This window comes from Pseudomonadota bacterium (assembly GCA_040752895.1).
In the GTDB taxonomy this organism is placed as follows: domain Bacteria; phylum Pseudomonadota; class Alphaproteobacteria.
In genome coordinates this window covers 85743-102447 of record JBFMHN010000002.1, presented here as the reverse complement: position 1 = coordinate 102447, position 16705 = coordinate 85743, and the positions used below count along the sequence as shown (strand labels likewise).

At 65.0% G+C, this 16705-nt stretch carries 20 protein-coding genes; 9 read left to right on the top strand and 11 right to left on the bottom strand.

Features of this window, described 5'->3' with window-relative positions:
• The first annotated feature begins 47 nt into the window (after positions 1–47).
• Entirely contained in the window at positions 48–1496 is a 1449-nt protein-coding gene (locus AB1781_04270; GenBank protein MEW5703788.1) for a TrkH family potassium uptake protein, read from the top strand.
• A 10-nt stretch (positions 1497–1506) separates the two neighbouring features.
• On the opposite strand, the gene AB1781_04265 is transcribed toward AB1781_04270, so the two are convergent.
• The 4 genes from AB1781_04265 to AB1781_04250 form a co-directional block, all read right to left on the bottom strand.
• Entirely contained in the window at positions 1507–2106 is a 600-nt protein-coding gene (locus tag AB1781_04265) for a hypothetical protein (protein MEW5703787.1), read from the bottom strand.
• On the bottom strand, positions 2094–2996 hold the full coding sequence (gene argF / locus AB1781_04260; protein MEW5703786.1) for an ornithine carbamoyltransferase: 903 nt from the start codon (positions 2994–2996) through the stop codon (positions 2094–2096). The genes AB1781_04265 and argF overlap by 13 nt, the downstream gene beginning before the upstream one ends.
• The gene (locus tag AB1781_04255) at positions 2993–4162 is read right to left on the bottom strand and encodes an aspartate aminotransferase family protein (GenBank protein ID MEW5703785.1); all 1170 of its coding nucleotides are present in this window, start codon (positions 4160–4162) and stop codon (positions 2993–2995) included. The genes argF and AB1781_04255 overlap by 4 nt, the downstream gene beginning before the upstream one ends.
• Positions 4163–4274: 112 nt before the next feature.
• Entirely contained in the window at positions 4275–5066 is a 792-nt protein-coding gene (locus AB1781_04250; protein MEW5703784.1) for an ABC transporter permease, read from the bottom strand.
• A 97-nt stretch (positions 5067–5163) separates the two neighbouring features.
• On the opposite strand from AB1781_04250, the gene AB1781_04245 reads away from it, so the two are divergent.
• Positions 5164–5784: a RecX family transcriptional regulator gene (locus AB1781_04245; GenBank protein MEW5703783.1), complete on the top strand. Its 621-nt coding sequence runs from the start codon at positions 5164–5166 to the stop codon at positions 5782–5784.
• A 2-nt stretch (positions 5785–5786) separates the two neighbouring features.
• On the opposite strand, the gene AB1781_04240 is transcribed toward AB1781_04245, so the two are convergent.
• The gene (locus tag AB1781_04240; GenBank protein MEW5703782.1) at positions 5787–8129 is read right to left on the bottom strand and encodes a mechanosensitive ion channel domain-containing protein; all 2343 of its coding nucleotides are present in this window, start codon (positions 8127–8129) and stop codon (positions 5787–5789) included.
• Between AB1781_04240 and arsC the strand changes: the two genes are divergently transcribed.
• Entirely contained in the window at positions 8128–8469 is a 342-nt protein-coding gene (gene arsC, locus AB1781_04235) for an arsenate reductase (glutaredoxin) (GenBank protein ID MEW5703781.1), read from the top strand. The genes AB1781_04240 and arsC overlap by 2 nt on opposite strands.
• 15 nt (positions 8470–8484) lie before the next feature.
• Positions 8485–9027 carry an RNA 2',3'-cyclic phosphodiesterase gene (thpR, locus tag AB1781_04230; protein ID MEW5703780.1) on the top strand — a complete coding sequence of 181 codons (543 nt, stop codon included), beginning with the start codon at positions 8485–8487 and terminating at the stop codon, positions 9025–9027.
• Here thpR and AB1781_04225 read toward each other — a convergent pair.
• Together AB1781_04225 and AB1781_04220 are read right to left on the bottom strand one after the other, a co-directional pair.
• Positions 9024–9875 (bottom strand): fructosamine kinase family protein, encoded by an 852-nt coding sequence (locus tag AB1781_04225; protein ID MEW5703779.1) that lies wholly within the window; start codon positions 9873–9875, stop codon positions 9024–9026. The genes thpR and AB1781_04225 overlap by 4 nt on opposite strands.
• Positions 9872–10357, bottom strand: a complete 486-nt coding sequence (locus AB1781_04220) for a low molecular weight protein-tyrosine-phosphatase (protein MEW5703778.1) — start codon at positions 10355–10357, stop codon at positions 9872–9874. Before AB1781_04220 ends, AB1781_04225 begins: the two co-directional genes overlap by 4 nt.
• Positions 10358–10399: 42 nt before the next feature.
• On the opposite strand from AB1781_04220, the gene AB1781_04215 reads away from it, so the two are divergent.
• The 3 genes from AB1781_04215 to AB1781_04205 are packed head-to-tail and all read left to right on the top strand — an operon-like array spanning position 10400 to position 12073.
• The gene (locus AB1781_04215) at positions 10400–11128 is read left to right on the top strand and encodes an NAD-dependent deacylase (GenBank protein ID MEW5703777.1); all 729 of its coding nucleotides are present in this window, start codon (positions 10400–10402) and stop codon (positions 11126–11128) included.
• A complete protein-coding gene (locus AB1781_04210) occupies positions 11125–11718 on the top strand; it encodes a uracil-DNA glycosylase family protein (GenBank protein MEW5703776.1) in 594 nt (197 codons plus the stop codon). The genes AB1781_04215 and AB1781_04210 overlap by 4 nt, the downstream gene beginning before the upstream one ends.
• Positions 11719–11764: 46 nt before the next feature.
• On the top strand, positions 11765–12073 hold the full coding sequence (locus AB1781_04205; protein ID MEW5703775.1) for a 4a-hydroxytetrahydrobiopterin dehydratase: 309 nt from the start codon (positions 11765–11767) through the stop codon (positions 12071–12073).
• A 3-nt stretch (positions 12074–12076) separates the two neighbouring features.
• Here the strand turns inward: AB1781_04205 and AB1781_04200 are convergent, their stop codons facing one another.
• On the bottom strand, positions 12077–13114 hold the full coding sequence (locus AB1781_04200) for a DMT family transporter (protein MEW5703774.1): 1038 nt from the start codon (positions 13112–13114) through the stop codon (positions 12077–12079).
• Between the two features lie 103 nt (positions 13115–13217).
• Between AB1781_04200 and AB1781_04195 the strand changes: the two genes are divergently transcribed.
• Positions 13218–13517 (top strand): YciI family protein, encoded by a 300-nt coding sequence (locus AB1781_04195; GenBank protein ID MEW5703773.1) that lies wholly within the window; start codon positions 13218–13220, stop codon positions 13515–13517.
• A 10-nt stretch (positions 13518–13527) separates the two neighbouring features.
• Here the strand turns inward: AB1781_04195 and AB1781_04190 are convergent, their stop codons facing one another.
• From AB1781_04190 to AB1781_04180, 3 genes are all read right to left on the bottom strand, one after another.
• Positions 13528–14172 carry a CoA transferase subunit B gene (locus AB1781_04190; protein ID MEW5703772.1) on the bottom strand — a complete coding sequence of 215 codons (645 nt, stop codon included), beginning with the start codon at positions 14170–14172 and terminating at the stop codon, positions 13528–13530.
• A gap of 12 nt (positions 14173–14184) precedes the next feature.
• Entirely contained in the window at positions 14185–14901 is a 717-nt protein-coding gene (locus tag AB1781_04185; protein MEW5703771.1) for a CoA transferase subunit A, read from the bottom strand.
• Positions 14902–14979: 78 nt separating this feature from the next.
• Positions 14980–15963 carry an NADPH:quinone oxidoreductase family protein gene (locus AB1781_04180; GenBank protein MEW5703770.1) on the bottom strand — a complete coding sequence of 328 codons (984 nt, stop codon included), beginning with the start codon at positions 15961–15963 and terminating at the stop codon, positions 14980–14982.
• A 95-nt stretch (positions 15964–16058) separates the two neighbouring features.
• Between AB1781_04180 and AB1781_04175 the strand changes: the two genes are divergently transcribed.
• Positions 16059–16622, top strand: coding sequence for an invasion associated locus B family protein (locus tag AB1781_04175; protein ID MEW5703769.1), 564 nt, complete (start codon positions 16059–16061; stop codon positions 16620–16622).
• Positions 16623–16705: the final 83 nt, after the last annotated feature.

Below are 16705 nucleotides of genomic sequence, written 5' to 3'. Positions count from 1 at the left end.
CCGATGATCCGCTTCCTTCGGTCCGAACACGTAAGGTAGCACCCGCCTTGCTCGACTTCCGGCCCATTTTTTTCGTTATCGGTGTTTTGCTGACGACGCTCGCGGTGGCGATGGCGGTGCCGGCGGCGACCGATGCGCTGGCCGGGAACGAGGACTGGCTGGTTTTCGCGGTTTCCTCCGGCTTTACCCTGTTCACCGGGGGCGCGTTGGTCCTCGCCTGCCGTGTGACCAAGCTACACCTGACGATCCGCCAGGCTTTTTTGCTGACGACGCTGAGCTGGCTTGCGATCACGGTCTTCGCCGCCCTGCCGCTGGCCTTTGCGAATCTCGGCCTTTCCTACACGGACGCCTTCTTCGAGGCGATGTCGGGGCTGACGACGACCGGCTCGACCGTCATCGTCGGCCTTAACTACGCGCCGCCCGGGATTCTGCTTTGGCGGGGGATCCTGCAATGGCTGGGCGGCATCGGGATCATCGTGATGGCGATGGCCGTCCTGCCGTTCCTGCAGGTGGGCGGCATGCGCCTTTTCCAGTTGGAAAGCTCGGATAAGTTCGAGAAAGCGTTGCCGCGTATCGCCCAGATTTTAAGCGGCATCGTCATCATTTACAGTAGTTTGGTCGCGCTCTGCGCCTTTTCCCTTCGGGCGTTGGGGATGAGTTGGTTGGAAGCCGTTGTTCATGCGATGGCGACGCTGTCGACGGGCGGCTTCTCCACCGCGGATGCTTCCATCGGCTATTTTCACAACCCCGCGATCGAGTGGACGATCACCGTCTTCATGCTGCTCGGCGGTCTACCCTTTGTTCTTTACCTGCGGGCCGTCCGCGGCGACTTGCTTCCCCTTGTGCGCGACAGCCAGGCGCGCTGGTTCCTGGGCGCCGTTCTTTTCTATGTCCTGCTGATGGCCGGCTGGTTGTGGGCAATGCACGGCTATGCGGTGGAAGAGGCCCTTCGCTACGCGGCCTTCAACGTCGTTTCCATCATGACGACGACCGGCTTTGTGACGGCAAGCTATGATCTCTGGGGCAGCTTCGCCCTGATCCTTTTCTTCCTGCTCATGTTCGTGGGCGGCTGCGCCGGCTCATCGGTCGGCAGCATTAAAATCTTCCGCTACCAGGTGCTGTACGCGGCCATGCAGGCGCAGACGAAGCGCCTGCTGCATCCCCACGGCGTGTTCGTGCCTTACTACAACCGCCGGCCGGTTTCCGAATCCGTCATCTTTTCGGTCTTAAGCTTCATCTTTCTTTTCATGCTGTGCTTCGTCGTGCTGGCGGCGGGCCTTGGCCTGCTTGGTCTCGACTTCCTGACGGCGACGTCGGGGGCGGCGACGGCGATGGCGAACGTAGGTCCCGGGCTCGGCAGCGTGATCGGGCCGGACGGCAATTTCGCCCATCTGCCGGACGCGGCGAAATGGCTGCTGGCGGCGGGCATGTTGCTCGGCCGGCTTGAAATCTTCACGGTGCTGGTGCTGTTCGCCCCGCACTTCTGGCGCGATTGAGGCGTTTTTTCTAGCGCAGATAGCCGGCAAGATGGGTGCGGATATTTGCTTCCATCTCGGCGTCGAACGTTCTGAGGAGCGCTTCCACCAGCCGGAACCAATAGGCTTCGCGCTCGTTCACGCTCACATCCTCCGGCACGGTCTGGCTTTGCTCGACGCGCGTTTCGGCGAAGGCAAGGCGTTTGCCTTTCGCATCCACGATTTCGATGAGCACGTCGAGGGTGGCGTCGTAACGCACCGCCTGATCGACGGTGAAGAAGCCGGTAAGGCCGCTGGTCTTTGGCAGCTTCTCCTCCGTGACCTTGGCGTTCCGGATGACGACGCGGGCGGTGGCTGGCCCAACCGCCGCGTGCAGCCGGTCCCGCGCCCAGCGCTCCGCGGCCTTCGCCGGCGGGGTGGGGAAGCGGTGTTCGACGTTCGGCGCCTGCATCGAGGGCTGGGTAGCGTCGAGGATCTCGATCCGGTCGACGCCCAGCCGGATGGGAGGCAGGTGGCCGAAGGTGAGGCTCGGCTGGCTTATTGCCGGCGGCGCCGTCGTGCAAGCGGCCGGGATCGTCACGGCAAGGAGCAAAAGAAACGCTCCCAGAAAAAACTTTTCTATGTTAGGCACCAGACCAAAATCCCCTTCTGTGCGTGAAGGCGGTTTTCCGCCTCGTCCCAGACGACCGATTGCGAGCCGTCGAGCACGTCCGCCGTTACTTCTTCGCCGCGATGGGCGGGCAGGCAATGAAGAAAAAGCGCATCGGCTTTCGCCCTCTTCATCAGATGGGCATTCACCTGGTAGGGCGCAAGCAGTTGGTGCGCTTTCGCGTCGTCCGGCTGGCCCATCGAGAACCAGGTGTCCGTGACGATGGCATCGGCGCCGGCCGCCGCCGCCGCCGCTTCATCGAAAAGCGCAACGCGCCCCCCCTCGGCGGCCGCCCATTCCAGAAGCGCCTTGGCCGGCCGCCTCGGCGCCGGGCAGGCCAGCCGAAGTTCGAAGCCGAACCGCACGGCCGCCTGGACCCAGGTGCGGGCGACGTTGTTGCCGTCCCCGCACCAGGCGACCGTCCGGCCCTTGATCGGCCCGCGGCGTTCCTCGAAGGTCATGATGTCCGCCATCAGTTGGCAGGGATGGCTTGAATCCGTCAGGCCGTTGATGACGGGGACGTCGGCGTGCTCCGCCATTTCAAGCAGTTTTTTCTCCTGCGACGTCCGCAGCATGACCGCATCGACGTAGCGCGACAGAACGCGCGCCGTGTCGGCAATCGTCTCGCCCCGGCCAAGTTGCGAATCGACCTGGTTTAGCACGACGCTTGCGCCGCCGAGCTCGTACATGCCGACCTCGAAGGAGATGCGCGTCCGGGTTGAAGGCTTCTCGAAGACGAGCGCCAGCGTTTTCCCGGCGAGGGAAGGCGGTTTTTGCTTGCCGTTCTTGTAGGCGCTGGCGCGGTCGAGGATGCCGCGCAGCGTATCCGAATCGAGCCGGGCAAGATCGAGAAAGTGCCTGGGCGTGCTCATGCGGCCACCCGGCCGATGCGCTCCAGGATGGCGAGCGCTTCCTCCATGTGGGCCTCCTCGATGATCAGCGGCGGCAGCAGTCGGACGACGTTGTCTCCGGCGGCGACCGTAAGCAGCCCCTCCCGCCGAAGTGCCGCTACGACGTCGCGGCAGGGCGGCACTACCTTGAGGCCGATCATCAGCCCCTTGCCGCGCACGTCTGAGAACATCTTCGGATTCCGCCGGACCAGTTCAGCCAGGCGCGCAAGAAGCGTCTTGCCGATCCGCTGGACATGGGGAAGGAAGCCGCTCGCCAGCAATTCGTCGAGGACGACATTGGCGGCTGCCATCGCCAGCGGGTTGCCGCCGAAGGTGCTGCCGTGGCTTCCGACCGTCATGCCGGCGCCGGCGCGTTCCGTCGCCAGGCAGGCACCGACCGGAAAACCGCCGCCCAGGCCTTTCGCGGTGGCCAGGATATCGGGCGAAATCCCCGCCCATTCGTGGGCGAAAAGCTTGCCCGTCCGGCCCATGCCGGACTGTACCTCGTCGAGGAAAAGCAGGAGCCCGAACTCGTCGGCGATGGCGCGCAGTTCCCGCAAATCCTCCACCGGCCAGGGTCGTACGCCGCCTTCGCCTTGGATGGGTTCGGCGAGGATGGCGGCCGTCTGCGGACCGATCGCCGCCCGCAGCGTGTTCAGGTTGGCGAACGGCACGCGATCGAAGCCCTCGACGAGAGGGCCAAAGCCTTCGACATGTTTCGGCTGGCCGCCGGCGGCCAGCGTCGCCAGCGTCCGGCCGTGGAAGGCGTCGTCGAAAACCAGGATGCGGTAGCGTTCCGGATGGCCGTTCGCGAAATGGTGGCGCCGCACCATCTTGATTCCGCATTCGACGGCTTCCGCGCCGGAATTGCAGAAGAAGACGGTGTCGGCAAAGCTCGCCGCGACGAGCTTTTCCGCCAGCCGTTCCTGGCCCGGAATCCGATAGAGGTTCCCGCAATGCCAAAGCTTCGCCGCCTGCTCGCAAAGCGCTCGGACGAGCTTCGGGTGAGCGTGGCCCAGCGCGTCCACCCCGATGCCGGAAGCGAAGTCCAGGTAACGCTTGCCGTCCGTCGCAAAGAGATAGACCCCCTCGCCCCGCTCGAAGGCGATATCGGCCGATGCGTAGGTGGGCAGGATTGCCGGAATCACGTTTTACTCCCCAAAAGCGCGTTGCCTGGGATCACAAACTCGGGCGGGCTCACGAAAAGCTGGCGAGTATCTTGCCTGCAACGCCCCCTGTCAACGCAAGGCTTTGGCCGGTTCAGGGCTTCAGTTTGTACCCCGTCCGAAACATCTGGTAGCAGAGGAAAAGCAGCGCGAGATTGGTCAACGCCAACACCGCGACCCCGACGGGCAGCGAGCCGTCGGCGTGGCCGGTTAGCCCATAGCGGAAGCCGTCGATCGCATAGAAGAAGGGGTTGATCTCGGCCAGCCAGCGCCAGGCGGCGGGCAGCCGTTCGATCGAATAGAAGGTGCCGGAAAGGAAGGCGAGCGGCATAACGACGAAATTCGTCACCGCCGCGATGTGGTCGAATTTGTCCGCCCAGATGCCGAACACCGTGCCGAGCAGGGAAAGCATGAGCGAGGCGGCGATGGCGTGAAAAACGGGGAAGAAAAAATTATGTATCGACAGCCCCACGAAGGGGCCAAGCGCCGCCGCCGTCGCGCCGCCGACGAGGAGCCCTCGAATCACGCCGCCCACCGCATAGCCCACCGTGAGTTCGCCCGCGCTTAAGGGCGGCATGAGGGTATCCACGATGTTGCCCTGGACCTTTGCGATCATCAGCGAGGAAGACGTGTTCGCAAACGCGTTCTGGATGATTGCCATCATGATCAGGCCGGGGACCAGGAAGCGGGCGAAGGGAAGGCCGCTCGCCGTTTCTTCCACCCGGCCCAGCGCCAGCGTGAAGATCGCGAAAAAAATCAGCGCCGTCACCACGGGCGTCAGGATCGTCTGCGCATAGACCTTCAGGAAACGCTGAATCTCCCGGGCGCAAAGCGTCCAAAGGCCAAGCCAGTTCACCGGGCCGGAAAGATGGGTCTCGGGTGTCATGGGGCGGAATATCCCTTCAGCCTTCGGAAGCTCCGCGCCCACGATAGGGTTTACCGAAACGCCTCGCAAGCGCTGGCGGGAAAGGCGTGGCCGTGGCATGCTTCGTTCGATGGCGGGGTCTTCGCAAAAAGAAAAGCCGGCGGGAAAAGGGCGCAAGCCCCCGCGTGGGCCGAAGCGCGTCACGCCTACCTATCTCGAAAACGCCGCCCTTTTCTATCTTGGACGCACCGCCGCGTCCGTCGCCCATTTCCGGCGCGTGCTGATGAACAAGGTCCGCCGCTCGGCCAGCTTTCACGGCACGGACGTCGAGGAAGGCGCTGCGATCGTCGAGGATTTGATCAAGCGCTATGTGCGCTCGGGCCTGCTCAACGACGCAGCTTACGCGGAAGCCAAGGTCACCCAGTTGCATCGCAAGGGCCTGGCGCTTCGCCGCATCCACGCGGACTTGCGGACGAAAGGGGTCGAGGCCGAGGCAATCGGCGGGGCGGTTGCCAAGCTCCGCGAAGGGACCGCGGCGCCGGACCTGGCCGCCGCCATCGCCTATGTGCGCCGCCGGCGCTTGGGTCCCTGCCGGCCGTCGGCGGAAAGGCCGGGCCGCCATGCGCGCGACTTGGCGGCGCTGGCGCGGGCGGGGTTTTCCTACGAAGTTGCACAAAAGGTTCTGGCTGCGAAAGACGTTGAGGCCCTTGAGGCGCTGCGCGAGGAGGAAGACGCCTAAGGCTAGTAAGAATCGCCCGCCTCGTCCGCCGTTCCGCCGCGGCCGCCGCCCGTCCGGGTCGCGCGGTTGGTCGGCGGGGCCTTCGGCGACCGGCCCAGCCCTTGGAAGACGCGGTTGGCCTCGCCTTGGTAGACGGTGCGGTGCGGAAAGGGGATCTCGATCCCAAGCGCGTCGAAACGCTGCTTCATCCGGCGGTTGAATTCGCGGTTGGTGGCCCATTGCTGCAAGGGGCGCGTCTTTATCCGGGCCTTGATGATAACCGCTGAATCGTCGAAACGGTCGAGCCCCAGCACCTCGATCGGCTCCAGGATGCGATCGGCGAAGGCCGCGTCCGCCTGCATCTCGGCGCCGATCTCCTCCAGCACCGGAATGACGGCGTCAACATCTTCCCGGTAGGCGATGCCGATTTCGACCACGGCGTAGGAGAAATCCTTCGTCATGTTGAGGACGGTATCGACGGAACTGAACGGGATCATGTGCACCTTGCCCTCCAGGTCCCGCAGGCGGATGGTTCGGATCGTCAGCCCCTCGACAAGACCGGCGTGGGTGCCGATTCGCACGACGTCGCCTACGGCGATCTGATCTTCCATCAGGATGAAAAGGCCGGTGATGATGTCCTTGACGAGCGTTTGTGCGCCGAAACCGATGGCCAGGCCGACAACACCGGCGCCGGCGATCAAGGGCGCGATGTCGAGGCCAAGCTCCGACAGCACGATCATGGTCGCCACGACCGTGATGAGAACGAGAACCGCCATCCGAAAAAGGGGCAGCAGGGTCATCGCGCGGGCCTTGACGGCCCCGTCCTTGCGTTCGGATTTCTTGAGCTGCCGCTCGATGAAGGCCGTCGCAAGCTCGGCCAAAAAGGCGGCCAGGAAGACAACGAGACCGATCGTGAGCAGCGTTCCGAAGACCCGCCGGCCGAAATCGGTGGTGAGCCAGCCGAAGGCGTCGACCCCCCAGGCTTCCAGCAGCCAAAGCGCGGCGGCGAGAAGAACCAGATAGCGCACCGCGTAGTGCAGAACGACGAGGTAGCGATTCGCCCGCTCTTCAAGGCCCGGCATGTCGCGCTTAAGCGCGTCGCTGATTTCGAAGACGCGGTCGATCAGGCGATGAAGTCCGGCGAGCAAAACCCAGGCGGCGATCAAAACGCTGAGAGAAAGGAGACTCGCCCGGAGCACGAAAGCGAAGCCTTCCTCTATTCCCAAGGCCCAGATGCCGAAGAGAACGACGATGTAAAGAATGGCAAGGATATGCCAGACGGCGGCGAAGCGGTTGCGGAGGCCACGAAGGGGAAAAGGCTTCTTTTTGAACGCTCCTCCGATCGTCCGTAGCCAGTCGCCGACGCCTTTCCGGTTCTGCAGGACGAAGACGACGGCGAGCGCCGCCAGCACCAGGCCGACCGCCTTGACGAAGCCCAAGGAGGCCCCGCGGGAGAGGCCCAGCCGCAAGGCGGCCTCCAGGATGAAGAAGCCGTAAACCGCGACGTGGGTGAACCGCCGCGCCCAGATGTAGCCATAGCGCGCCGTCGCGTTGCCGATGGGGAGCAGGCGAAGCGACCCCGCGTGGGGCATGAGTAGCATCCGCGCGGCGGCGAGGATGGCGCGGGCAAGCAGGTTGGCGTTGATCAGGAATATGACGGCAAGCCGCTCATCGCCGGCGGCCGTCGTCAGCGACAGCGTGCCGTAAGCGAAGGCGGCGAAAGCGGCGATCGGCAAAAGGTCGAGCAGCGTCCGCGCCACCAGCAACCCGGCGCGCAAGAACGGGTTTTCCGCCGCCTGGTCCTCGACGGTGCGGCGGGCGGGCCGCAGCAGCGCGCGTGCGATCCATTCGCCGGCGAAACCGGCCGTCAACACCAGCCCGAGCCAGAGCAGCACGTCGAGCCAATACTGGCGCGCCGCTTCATCCGTTGCCTGGGCGAGAAGCCACGCCCATGCCTTGGGCGCGTCCGCCAGCACGGCGATGGTGTCTTGCAGCTCGATGCTCACGGTCCGGACCCGCCCAATAAGCAGGGCTTCCGTCCGCGCGCCGAAAGTTTCTTCCGGCTTCGCCTCGCCTTCCTTCGCCACCGTCGCGAGGGTGCGCAGGCGTTCGAGGAAGCGTTCGCGCTCCTCCTCGTTCTCCAGGGTCTTGAGCAGCGTTTCCGCCGCCGCCGGCGTTACGCCTTGGGCGTTTCCGGCCGCTTCCGCTGCCCACCCGGCGGGTGCCGGGACGCTGCAGAAAAGGAGGAAAAGGCCGCCGACGGCCCACGCCGGTGCCCATCCGCGGGCCGCGTGACGGCGCGTCAGAAACCGTCGCCCCGCTTTCCAGATCGCGCTATAAAGGCGGGAAATCGAGAAAAAAAGCATGTCCGTAACAATTTACCACAATCCACGCTGTAGTAAATCACGAGCGACGCTCGAGCTTTTGCGGTCCCGCGGCGTGCAGCCTGCGGTGATCGACTATCTGAAAACGCCGCCGACGGCGGCGGAGCTGCGTTGGCTTTTGCGCCTGCTCGGGCTTGGCGCCAAGGACCTTATTCGTATGAACGAAGACGAATACAAGGCCATCCAGCACCTCGACCTCGACGCGGAAGGGCTCATCGCCGTCATGGCGAAGCATCCGAAACTCATCCAGCGGCCGATCGTCGTCGCCAATAACCGCGCCGCCCTCGGCCGCCCGCCGGAAAACGTCCTCGCCATCCTCTGAGCGGGCAGGCATGCGATGCTGCGTCTTTTTGTAGGGATCCCGTTGCCGGAAGCGGTCCGCGCCCGTCTGCGCGCGCTTTGCGCCGGGTTGCCGAACGCCCGCTGGGTGCGGCCGGAAAACCTGCATCTTACGCTTCGCTTCATCGGCGAGGTGACCGAGGACGTGGCGGAGGATATCGACGATTCCTTAAGCGCCGTCCGCCCGCCCGCCTTCGCGATGGAACTTTGCGGGCTCGGCTTTTTCGGCAACGGATCGGCCCCGCGCCAGATCTGGGTGGGGGTTACGCGAAACCCGGCCCTTCTTCACCTGCAGGAAAAGGTCGAATCGGCGATCGTGCGGGCGGGCCTTCCGCCGGAAGGGAGAAAATTCATTCCCCACGTCACCCTGGCCAGGCTTCGCGGCCAGCGGGCCCCGCGCCTGCAGGCGTTTCTCCTGCAGCACGAGCCGCTGCGCGAAGATGCCATCGCGGTGCGGAACTTCACGCTTTTTTCGAGCACGCTTTCGGACCAGGGGTCGATCTACGTGGCGGAGGCCGAATACCCTCTCACCGGCGGCTAGACGCCGAAGCGCCGCAAGGTCCGCTCGACGGCGTTCACGTAGCCGCCGCCGAAAAGGTGGACGTGCACGAGCAGGGGATAGAGGTTGTAAAGGTCACGCCGCGCCTCCCAGAAGCCTTGCCGCAAGGGCCGAAGCTCGCCATAGCGACGGAAGAAGGTTTCTCCGAAAGTCGAGAAAAGCGTTGCGAAGGCAAGCTCGATCTCGGCATCCGCGAAATAGATGGCGGGGTCCACGAAGGCGGCGATGCGGCCGTTCTTGGCCAGCACGTTGCCGCCCCATAGATCGCCGTGGATGAGGGAGGGCCTCGCATCCTCCGCGATCCATTCGTCGAGGCGGGCGCCAAGCCTCTCGATGCGGCCGAGAAAGGCGACCGGCAGCTTGCCCGCCGCTACCGCCTCGCCCGCCATGTAGCGAAGGCGCTGGTCGCGGAAGAAATCCCGCCAACCGGCGGTGGACGGGTTCGGCTGCGGCAAGCCGCCGATCCGCGTCGCCTCCTCGAAGCCGAAGGTCTGCGCCGTGATGTCGTGGAGGTTGGCCAGAAGCTCGGCCGCGTCCTCTTCGACGGCGGGCGTGATGGGGCCGGCGCTTTCGACATAGCTCATCAGGAGAAGGGTATCCCCGGCGAAGACGACCTCCGGCACCGGCAGGCGGCTTCTTTGGCGAAGGGTGCGAAGCATGCGCCCCTCCAGCGCGAGATCGCCTCCTTGCTTGCCGACTTTGGCGGCCACCCTCGCGCCGTCCTCGAAATCGACGCGGTAGACCGCCGCGCTGGCGCCGCCGCCAAGCGGCGTCAGGCGTTTCGGGCGCTTGCCCATGTGTTGTTCGATCGCGGCTTCGAGCGTCTTCACGCCTTGGCGTCCGCCAGCCGGGCCCGGATTTCGGCCAGAAGCCCCGCCGCTCCTTCCTCGATCAGCGCGAGCGCACGGTCGAAGTGGTCAGCGCCGCCATAATAGGGGTCGGGCACGTCGCGGACCTCGGTTGCCGCCGCGAAGTTCAGGAAAAGGTGAAGCCGGTCCGCGTGGTCCGGCGGGCAGAGGCGTTGCAGGATTGTGTGGTTCTGGCGGTCCATCGCCAGCACGTAATCGAAATCCGCGAAGTCGCGTTTTCGGACCTGGCGGGCGCGCAGATGGCCGATCTCGATTCCCCTCCGGCGGGCGGCGGCTTCGGCCCTCGGGTCCGGCGGGTCGCCGATGTGGTAACCGTGGGTGCCCGCCGAATCGATGGCGACCAACCGGGCGAAGCCTGCCGCCTCGACCATCGCGCGAAAAACGCCCTCCGCCGTCGGCGAGCGGCAGATGTTCCCCATGCAGACGAAGAGAACGCGAATCACCCTTACCTCTTTTTCGTCGACCGGGGCTAGTATTACGCCGCCATGCGAGACGCGGGAAGCCCATCCATCGTCGTCTTGACGGGGGCCGGAATATCGAAAGAATCCGGTCTTTCCACCTTCCGGGACAGAGACGGCATCTGGGCGCGGGTCGCTATCGAGGATGTCGCGACACCGGCGGCGTTCCGGCGCGACCCGGCGCGCGTCCACGCTTTCTATAACGAACGCCGTCGCGGCCTGCTGGCGGACACCGTTCGCCCGAACGCCGCCCACCTGGCGCTCGCCAGGCTTGAGGCCGAATGGCCGGGCGAGGTGAGGATCGTTACCCAGAACATCGACGATCTGCACGAGCGCGCCGGCGCGCAAAACGTCCTGCATATGCACGGCGAGCTTCTGAAGGCGCGCTGCGCGGCGTGCCGCGCCGTGTTCGCCTGCGGGTTCGATCTTTCGGTCGCAATGCCCTGTCCGGAATGTCGGCGCGCCGGCGGCTTGCGCCCGCACGTCGTCTGGTTCGGCGAGATGCCCTTCGAGATGGAGCGGATCTACGAGGCCCTGGCGGCGTGCGGCCTCTTTCTTTCGATCGGCACCTCCGGCAGCGTCTACCCGGCGGCGGGTTTCGTGCGGGAGGTGCGCGCGCACGGCCGGGCGCGGACGGTCGAACTCAACCTGGAACCCTCGGAGGGCCGCTCCTTCTTCGACGAAGAGCGCACCGGCCCGGCGACGGTCGTCGTGCCCGCTTTCGTGGGCGCGCTGTTGGCAAAGGTATCGGCATGACGGCCGCCCTCGAAAAACTGCTGCGCGAGGTTCGGGCCTGCCGGTTCTGCGAGGCGGCGCTTCCCTTCGCGCCGAAGCCGGTCGTGCGCGCAAACTCCGCCGCCCGCGTCCTGATCGTAGGCCAGGCGCCCGGCACCCGCGTGCACGCGACCGGCATCCCCTGGAACGACGCCTCGGGCGACCGGCTTCGCGCCTGGCTCGATCTCGACCGCGAGACGTTTTACGACGAAACGCGAATCGCGATCGTGCCGATGGGGTTTTGCTACCCGGGGAAGGGCCGCGGCGGCGATCTCCCGCCACGCCCCGAATGCGCGCCAAAATGGCACGCTTCGCTGCTTGGGCACATGCCGGAAATTCGGGTGACTTTGCTGTTCGGGCGCTATGCGCAGGCCCGCTATCTGGGCGAGCGCGTCCGCCCCACGCTCTCCGAGACCGTCCGCGCCTGGCGGGAGTTCGCGCCGAATTTCTATCCCCTGCCGCACCCAAGCCCCAGAAATCAATTATGGCTCAGAAAAAATCCGTGGTTCGAGCGGGACGTTGTGCCCGCCATCCGCGCCGCCGTCCGGGCTGAGCTTCGAGGCCTTCCTTGATCTTGCCTGCCGCTCGCGTCATCTTGGGAGGGAATTTTCAGGGAGAATGCCTATGTCCGAAAAGCTCGTCGGCGCCCATCGCGCAACGGCCCTTCACGAAATCCACGGCTGGGCCGAGCATGAAGAGCGCGACGCCATCCGCAAGACCTTCCATTTCGCCGACTTCGCCGAGGCTTTCGCCTTCATGACGCGGGTCGCGATCCTGGCTGAAAAACGCGACCACCACCCGGAATGGTTCAACGTCTATAACCGGGTCGAGGTCATCTTGAGCACCCACGACGCCGGCGGGCTTACCCAGAAGGACATCGACCTTGCCCGCCTCATCGACGAGGTTGCCTCGCTCCGCGAGAAATAGCCCTTACCCCGATTCCGGTCGTTCTTCCTTGCGTTTCCGCCCCCGCCATTTCTTCCACGCGGGCTTTGGGCGGGGTAATCCTTTCGCTATCGCCACCGGATCGGTGCCCTCGACAGCGCCGGCCGAGGCCGGGGTTATCGGCGTGTGATGAAGCCGCGCCTCGCGCTGGGCGATATAGATGGCGGCGACCGCGATGACGCCGCTCCCCACCCAGGTCCAGATGTCCGGCACTTCCTGAAAGAGAAGAAAGCCGAGGATGGCGACGAAGGGAAGCCGCAGATAGTCGAAGGGCAGGATGGCGCTTATGTCGGTGACGGCGAAGGCGCGCGTCATCGCGATATGGCCCGCCGTGCCTGCCCCGCCGAGCGCAATCAGGAACAAAAGCTCCTCGAAACCCGGCGTCTTCCAGACGAAAAGCGCCGGCACCAGGGAGAGCGGCGTCAGGATGAGGACCATGTAAGTCACCATCGCGTTCGTCGATTCGGTGCGGGACAGCTTCTTGACCGTGATGACGGAACTCGCCATGGCGACCGCTGAAAGAAGAACGAGAATCGCCGCCGGCTCGATCGCCGCCGTCCCCGGCCGCAGCAGGATGAGCGTACCCAGAAATCCGACGAAGGTGGCGCTGCCCCTCCGCCAGCCGACCTTTTCGTTGAGAAGGAAGGGGGCGGCGGCGGTGGCGAAGAGCGGCACCGTGAAACTGAGCGCGACGGCTTCGGCCAGCGGCATGAGCGTGAGGGCCGTGAACCAGGTCAGCATCGCGAAGAGGCCGATGACACTGCGCGTCACGTGCACGCCAAGCCGCGCCGTGTGCAGCGCGCCGACGCCGGCGCGAAAAAGCCACGGCAGCATGAAGACAAGTCCGAAGAAGCTACGGAAGAATGCGATCTCGAAAGGGTGGAACGCGTATTTTTCGGCGATGTAACGGATGAGGGCGATAAGGACGGCAAAAGCGACGGCCGCCAGCGTCATCCAAAGCGCGCCTTGCAGGGGGATGGAAAGGGGTACCCGGCTTTTTCGGGAAGAAGATCGTCGCGTCATCGCCTCAACTTAGGAGCGGCGATGCGCGGCGGCAATGGCCAAGGCCTCGCCAAGGCGGCTCCGCGCTGCCATACTTCTCCGCAGGCAGGACAGAGGAAAGCCCATGCAATTTCTGGTGATTGCCAAGGACGGCACGGACGAAGGCGCGCTTGCGCGCCGGATGCAGGCGCGGGAGGCGCATCTCGAAGGGGCGTGCCAGATGCACGCGAAGGGCGAGATGATTGAAGGCGGGGCCATACTCGACGCGGAAGGCCGGATGGTGGGTTCCTGCTGCATCGTCGAATTCCCGTCCCGTAAGGAGCTGGACGCCTGGCTCGCAAAGGACCCTTACACGACCGGCGGGGTGTGGCGGGAAATCGAGGTGCGGCCTTTTCGGGTCGCCGCCCTAGGCCGCAAGGGCTAGCGCGTTTCCTTCAGGCAAGCCCATCGGCGACCGTGAAATGCGCCTCCGTGCGCGTCTTGACGTCTTCAACGGTCACCCCCGGCGCCAGTTCGACGAGCTTCATCCCGGACTTCCCGATCGTGAAGACGCCACGCTCGGTGATCACCATGTCGACGACCCCCTTGCCGGTCAGCGGCAGGATGCAGCTTTTCAGGAGTTTCGGCGAGCCGTCCTTCGCGTTGTGCTCCATCAGGACGACGACCTTCCGGACGCCGGCGACGAGGTCCATGGCGCCCCCCATCCCTTTCACCATCTTGCCGGGGATCATCCAGTTCGCCAGGTCGCCGTTCTCGGCCACCTGCATGGCGCCCAGGATCGAAAGGTCGATATGCCCGCCGCGGATCATGGCGAAGGAGGCGGCGCTGTCGAAATAGCTGCTGCTGTCGAGTTCCGTGATCGTCTGCTTGCCGGCGTTGATGAGATCGGGGTCCTCCTCGCCCTCGTATGGGAAGGGGCCCATGCCGAGCATGCCGTTCTCGCTCTGCAGCGTGACCGTCATGCCTTCCGGGATATAGTTCGCGACGTGCGTCGGCATGCCGATGCCTAGGTTGACATAGAAACCGTCCCGCAACTCCTTCGCGGCGCGTCGCGCCATCTCTTCGTGTGTCCAGGACATCGCGCGCCCTCCTTAAGCCGCTTTTCCGGGGTGCGGCCGTGTCGTCCGCCGCTCGATCCGTTTTTCGTAACGGCCCCCGTGCAGGATGCGCTGCACGAAGATGCCGGGCGTGTGGACAAGCTCGGGGTCAATCTCGCCGGGTTCGACGAGGTGCTCGACCTCGGCGACGGTGACCTTTGCGGCGGTCGCCATCATCGGGTTGAAGTTCCGCGCCGTCTTCCGGTAGACGAGGTTGCCGGCCGTATCCCCCTTCCAGGCCTTCACGATCGCCAGATCGCCGGTGATGCCCCGCTCCATCACGTAGCGCTCGCCGTCGAATTCGCGGGTTTCCTTACCCTCGGCGATGACCGTGCCGAAGCCGGTCTTCGTGAAGAAGGCGGGGATACCGGCGCCACCGGCGCGGATCCGTTCGGCCAGCGTGCCTTGCGGGTTGAATTCGAGTTCGAGTTCGCCGTTCAGGTAGAGCTTCTCGAAAAGCTTGTTCTCTCCGACATAGGAGGAGACCATCTTGCGGATCTGGCGGGTTTCAAGAAGGATGCCGAGACCGAAGCCGTCAACCCCGCAATTGTTGCTGACGACGGTCAAGCCCTTGACGCCGGCCGCGTGAATCGCCGCGATAAGGTGTTCGGGAATGCCGCAGAGCCCGAAGCCTCCGGCCAGGATCGTCATGTCGTCGAAGAGAATCCCGTCGAGGGCGGATATCGCGTCCGGGTAGACCTTTGAAGACATTGTTTTTCCTCTCCCCGTCTCCGCCAGTGTCGTTTGGCGTTTGGCGTTTGGCGTTTGTTCGATGGGGCCGCCGGCCCGTTAAGGCCTTTTCGACACCAGCACGATCTTGCCGGTTGCCCGCCGCGTCTTCAATCGGTTTAAGGCTTCCCCCGCGTCGGCGAGAGGAAAAGTTTCCGAAACGTGGGGCTTAAGCCTGCCTTCCTCCCACCAGCGGAATAGCGTCGCGAAGCTTTCGCGCACCAGGGCGGGCTTTCGCTCGATATAGGCCCCCCACGCGAAACCGAAGGCGGCGACATTTTTAACCAGGAGCACGTTGGCCGGGATCTGGGGCACCGTCCCGCTTGCAAACCCGATGAGGACGATGCGTCCGCCCCAGGCAATCGCCCGCAGCGAGGCATCGAAGACGGGCCCGCCGACCGGGTCGTAGACGACATCGGCACCCCGGCCGCCGGTCAGTTCCTTGACTCGTGCCCGGATATCCTCCGCCTGCGAATCGATCCCGACATCGGCGCCGTGCGCGCGGGCAAGGGCAAGCTTCTCCGCGCTGCTTGCGGTGGCGATGACGCGCGCCCCCATCGCCTTGCCGACCTCGACCGCCGTCAGGCCGACGCCGCCGCCGGCGCCATGGACGAGCAGCGTCTCGCCGGCCTGCAAATCGGCTCGCCAGGCGAGCGCCCCGTGGGCGGTGCCGTAGGCGACCGCGAAGCCGGCCGCGTGGACGAAATCCAGCCCGTCCGGGATCGGGAAGGTGGCGGCGCTTTCCGCGACGACTTCTTCCGCGAAGCCCCCGTGCCGGGGGATGGCCATGACGCGCATGCCGGGAACAAGGCCTTCGACCTCGGCCCCGCATTCCATGACCGTGCCCGCGATCTCGAGGCCGGGCGTGAACGGAAATGGGTGCTTTTCCTGGTACTGGCCGGTGATCATCAAGAGATCGGCGAAATTGACGCCGGCCGCGTGCACCCGGATCCGGACCCCGGTCGGGAAAAGGGCGGGCGGCGGTGCCGATTCGAAGGAAAGTTTTTCCGGCGGTCCCCATTCCCGGCAAAGAACGGCTTGCATCTTGGTTTTCTCGGCTCCATCTCGTATGACTGGCAGTCTTGCCCAGCCCCTGCTGGGGAATTTTCTTACCTGAACCGGAAAGACAAGGAAAGGCGATGGGAAGGCACGGCGCGACAAGGCGAATTCGACCCTTAAAACTGCGCGGTTTGCTTCCGCTGGCGGCGGCCCTGCTTTTTTTTGCGCCCGCCTGGGTGGCAAATACCCGTGCCGACGAAATCAAGACGCTCGGCGAATTCGGGCAGTGGGGGGCCTATTTCTATATCGAGCAGGCCGCCAAGGTTTGCTACAACGCCTCCCGGCCGATCCAGCAGGAGGGGGATTATACCCGTCGCGGCGAGGCCTTCATCCTGGTAACCCACCGGCCCGCCGCGTCCACCCGCGACGTCGTGAGCATTCAGGCGGGCTACCCGTTCCAGGAAGGCAGCGAGGCCACGCTCACGGTTGACGGCGGCAAGGCTTTCCATCTGTTCACCGAGGGGGACATGGCCTGGACGAAGGACAAGAAAACGGACCAGGCGCTGGTCGTCGCCATGAAGAAGGGGGGGCGGATGGTCGTTGTCGGCGTTTCCAGCCGGGGGACGAAGACGACGGACACCTATTCGCTGGCCGGCTTTACGGCCTCTCACCGGGCAAGCTCCCTCGCCTGCGGCCTGAAATAGGCGCTAGACTGGGGCCCCAAGAAACCCGTTGCGCGTCGCGCGCCTCCCCCGCTACACACGAGGCCCTCATGGATGGCCGGATC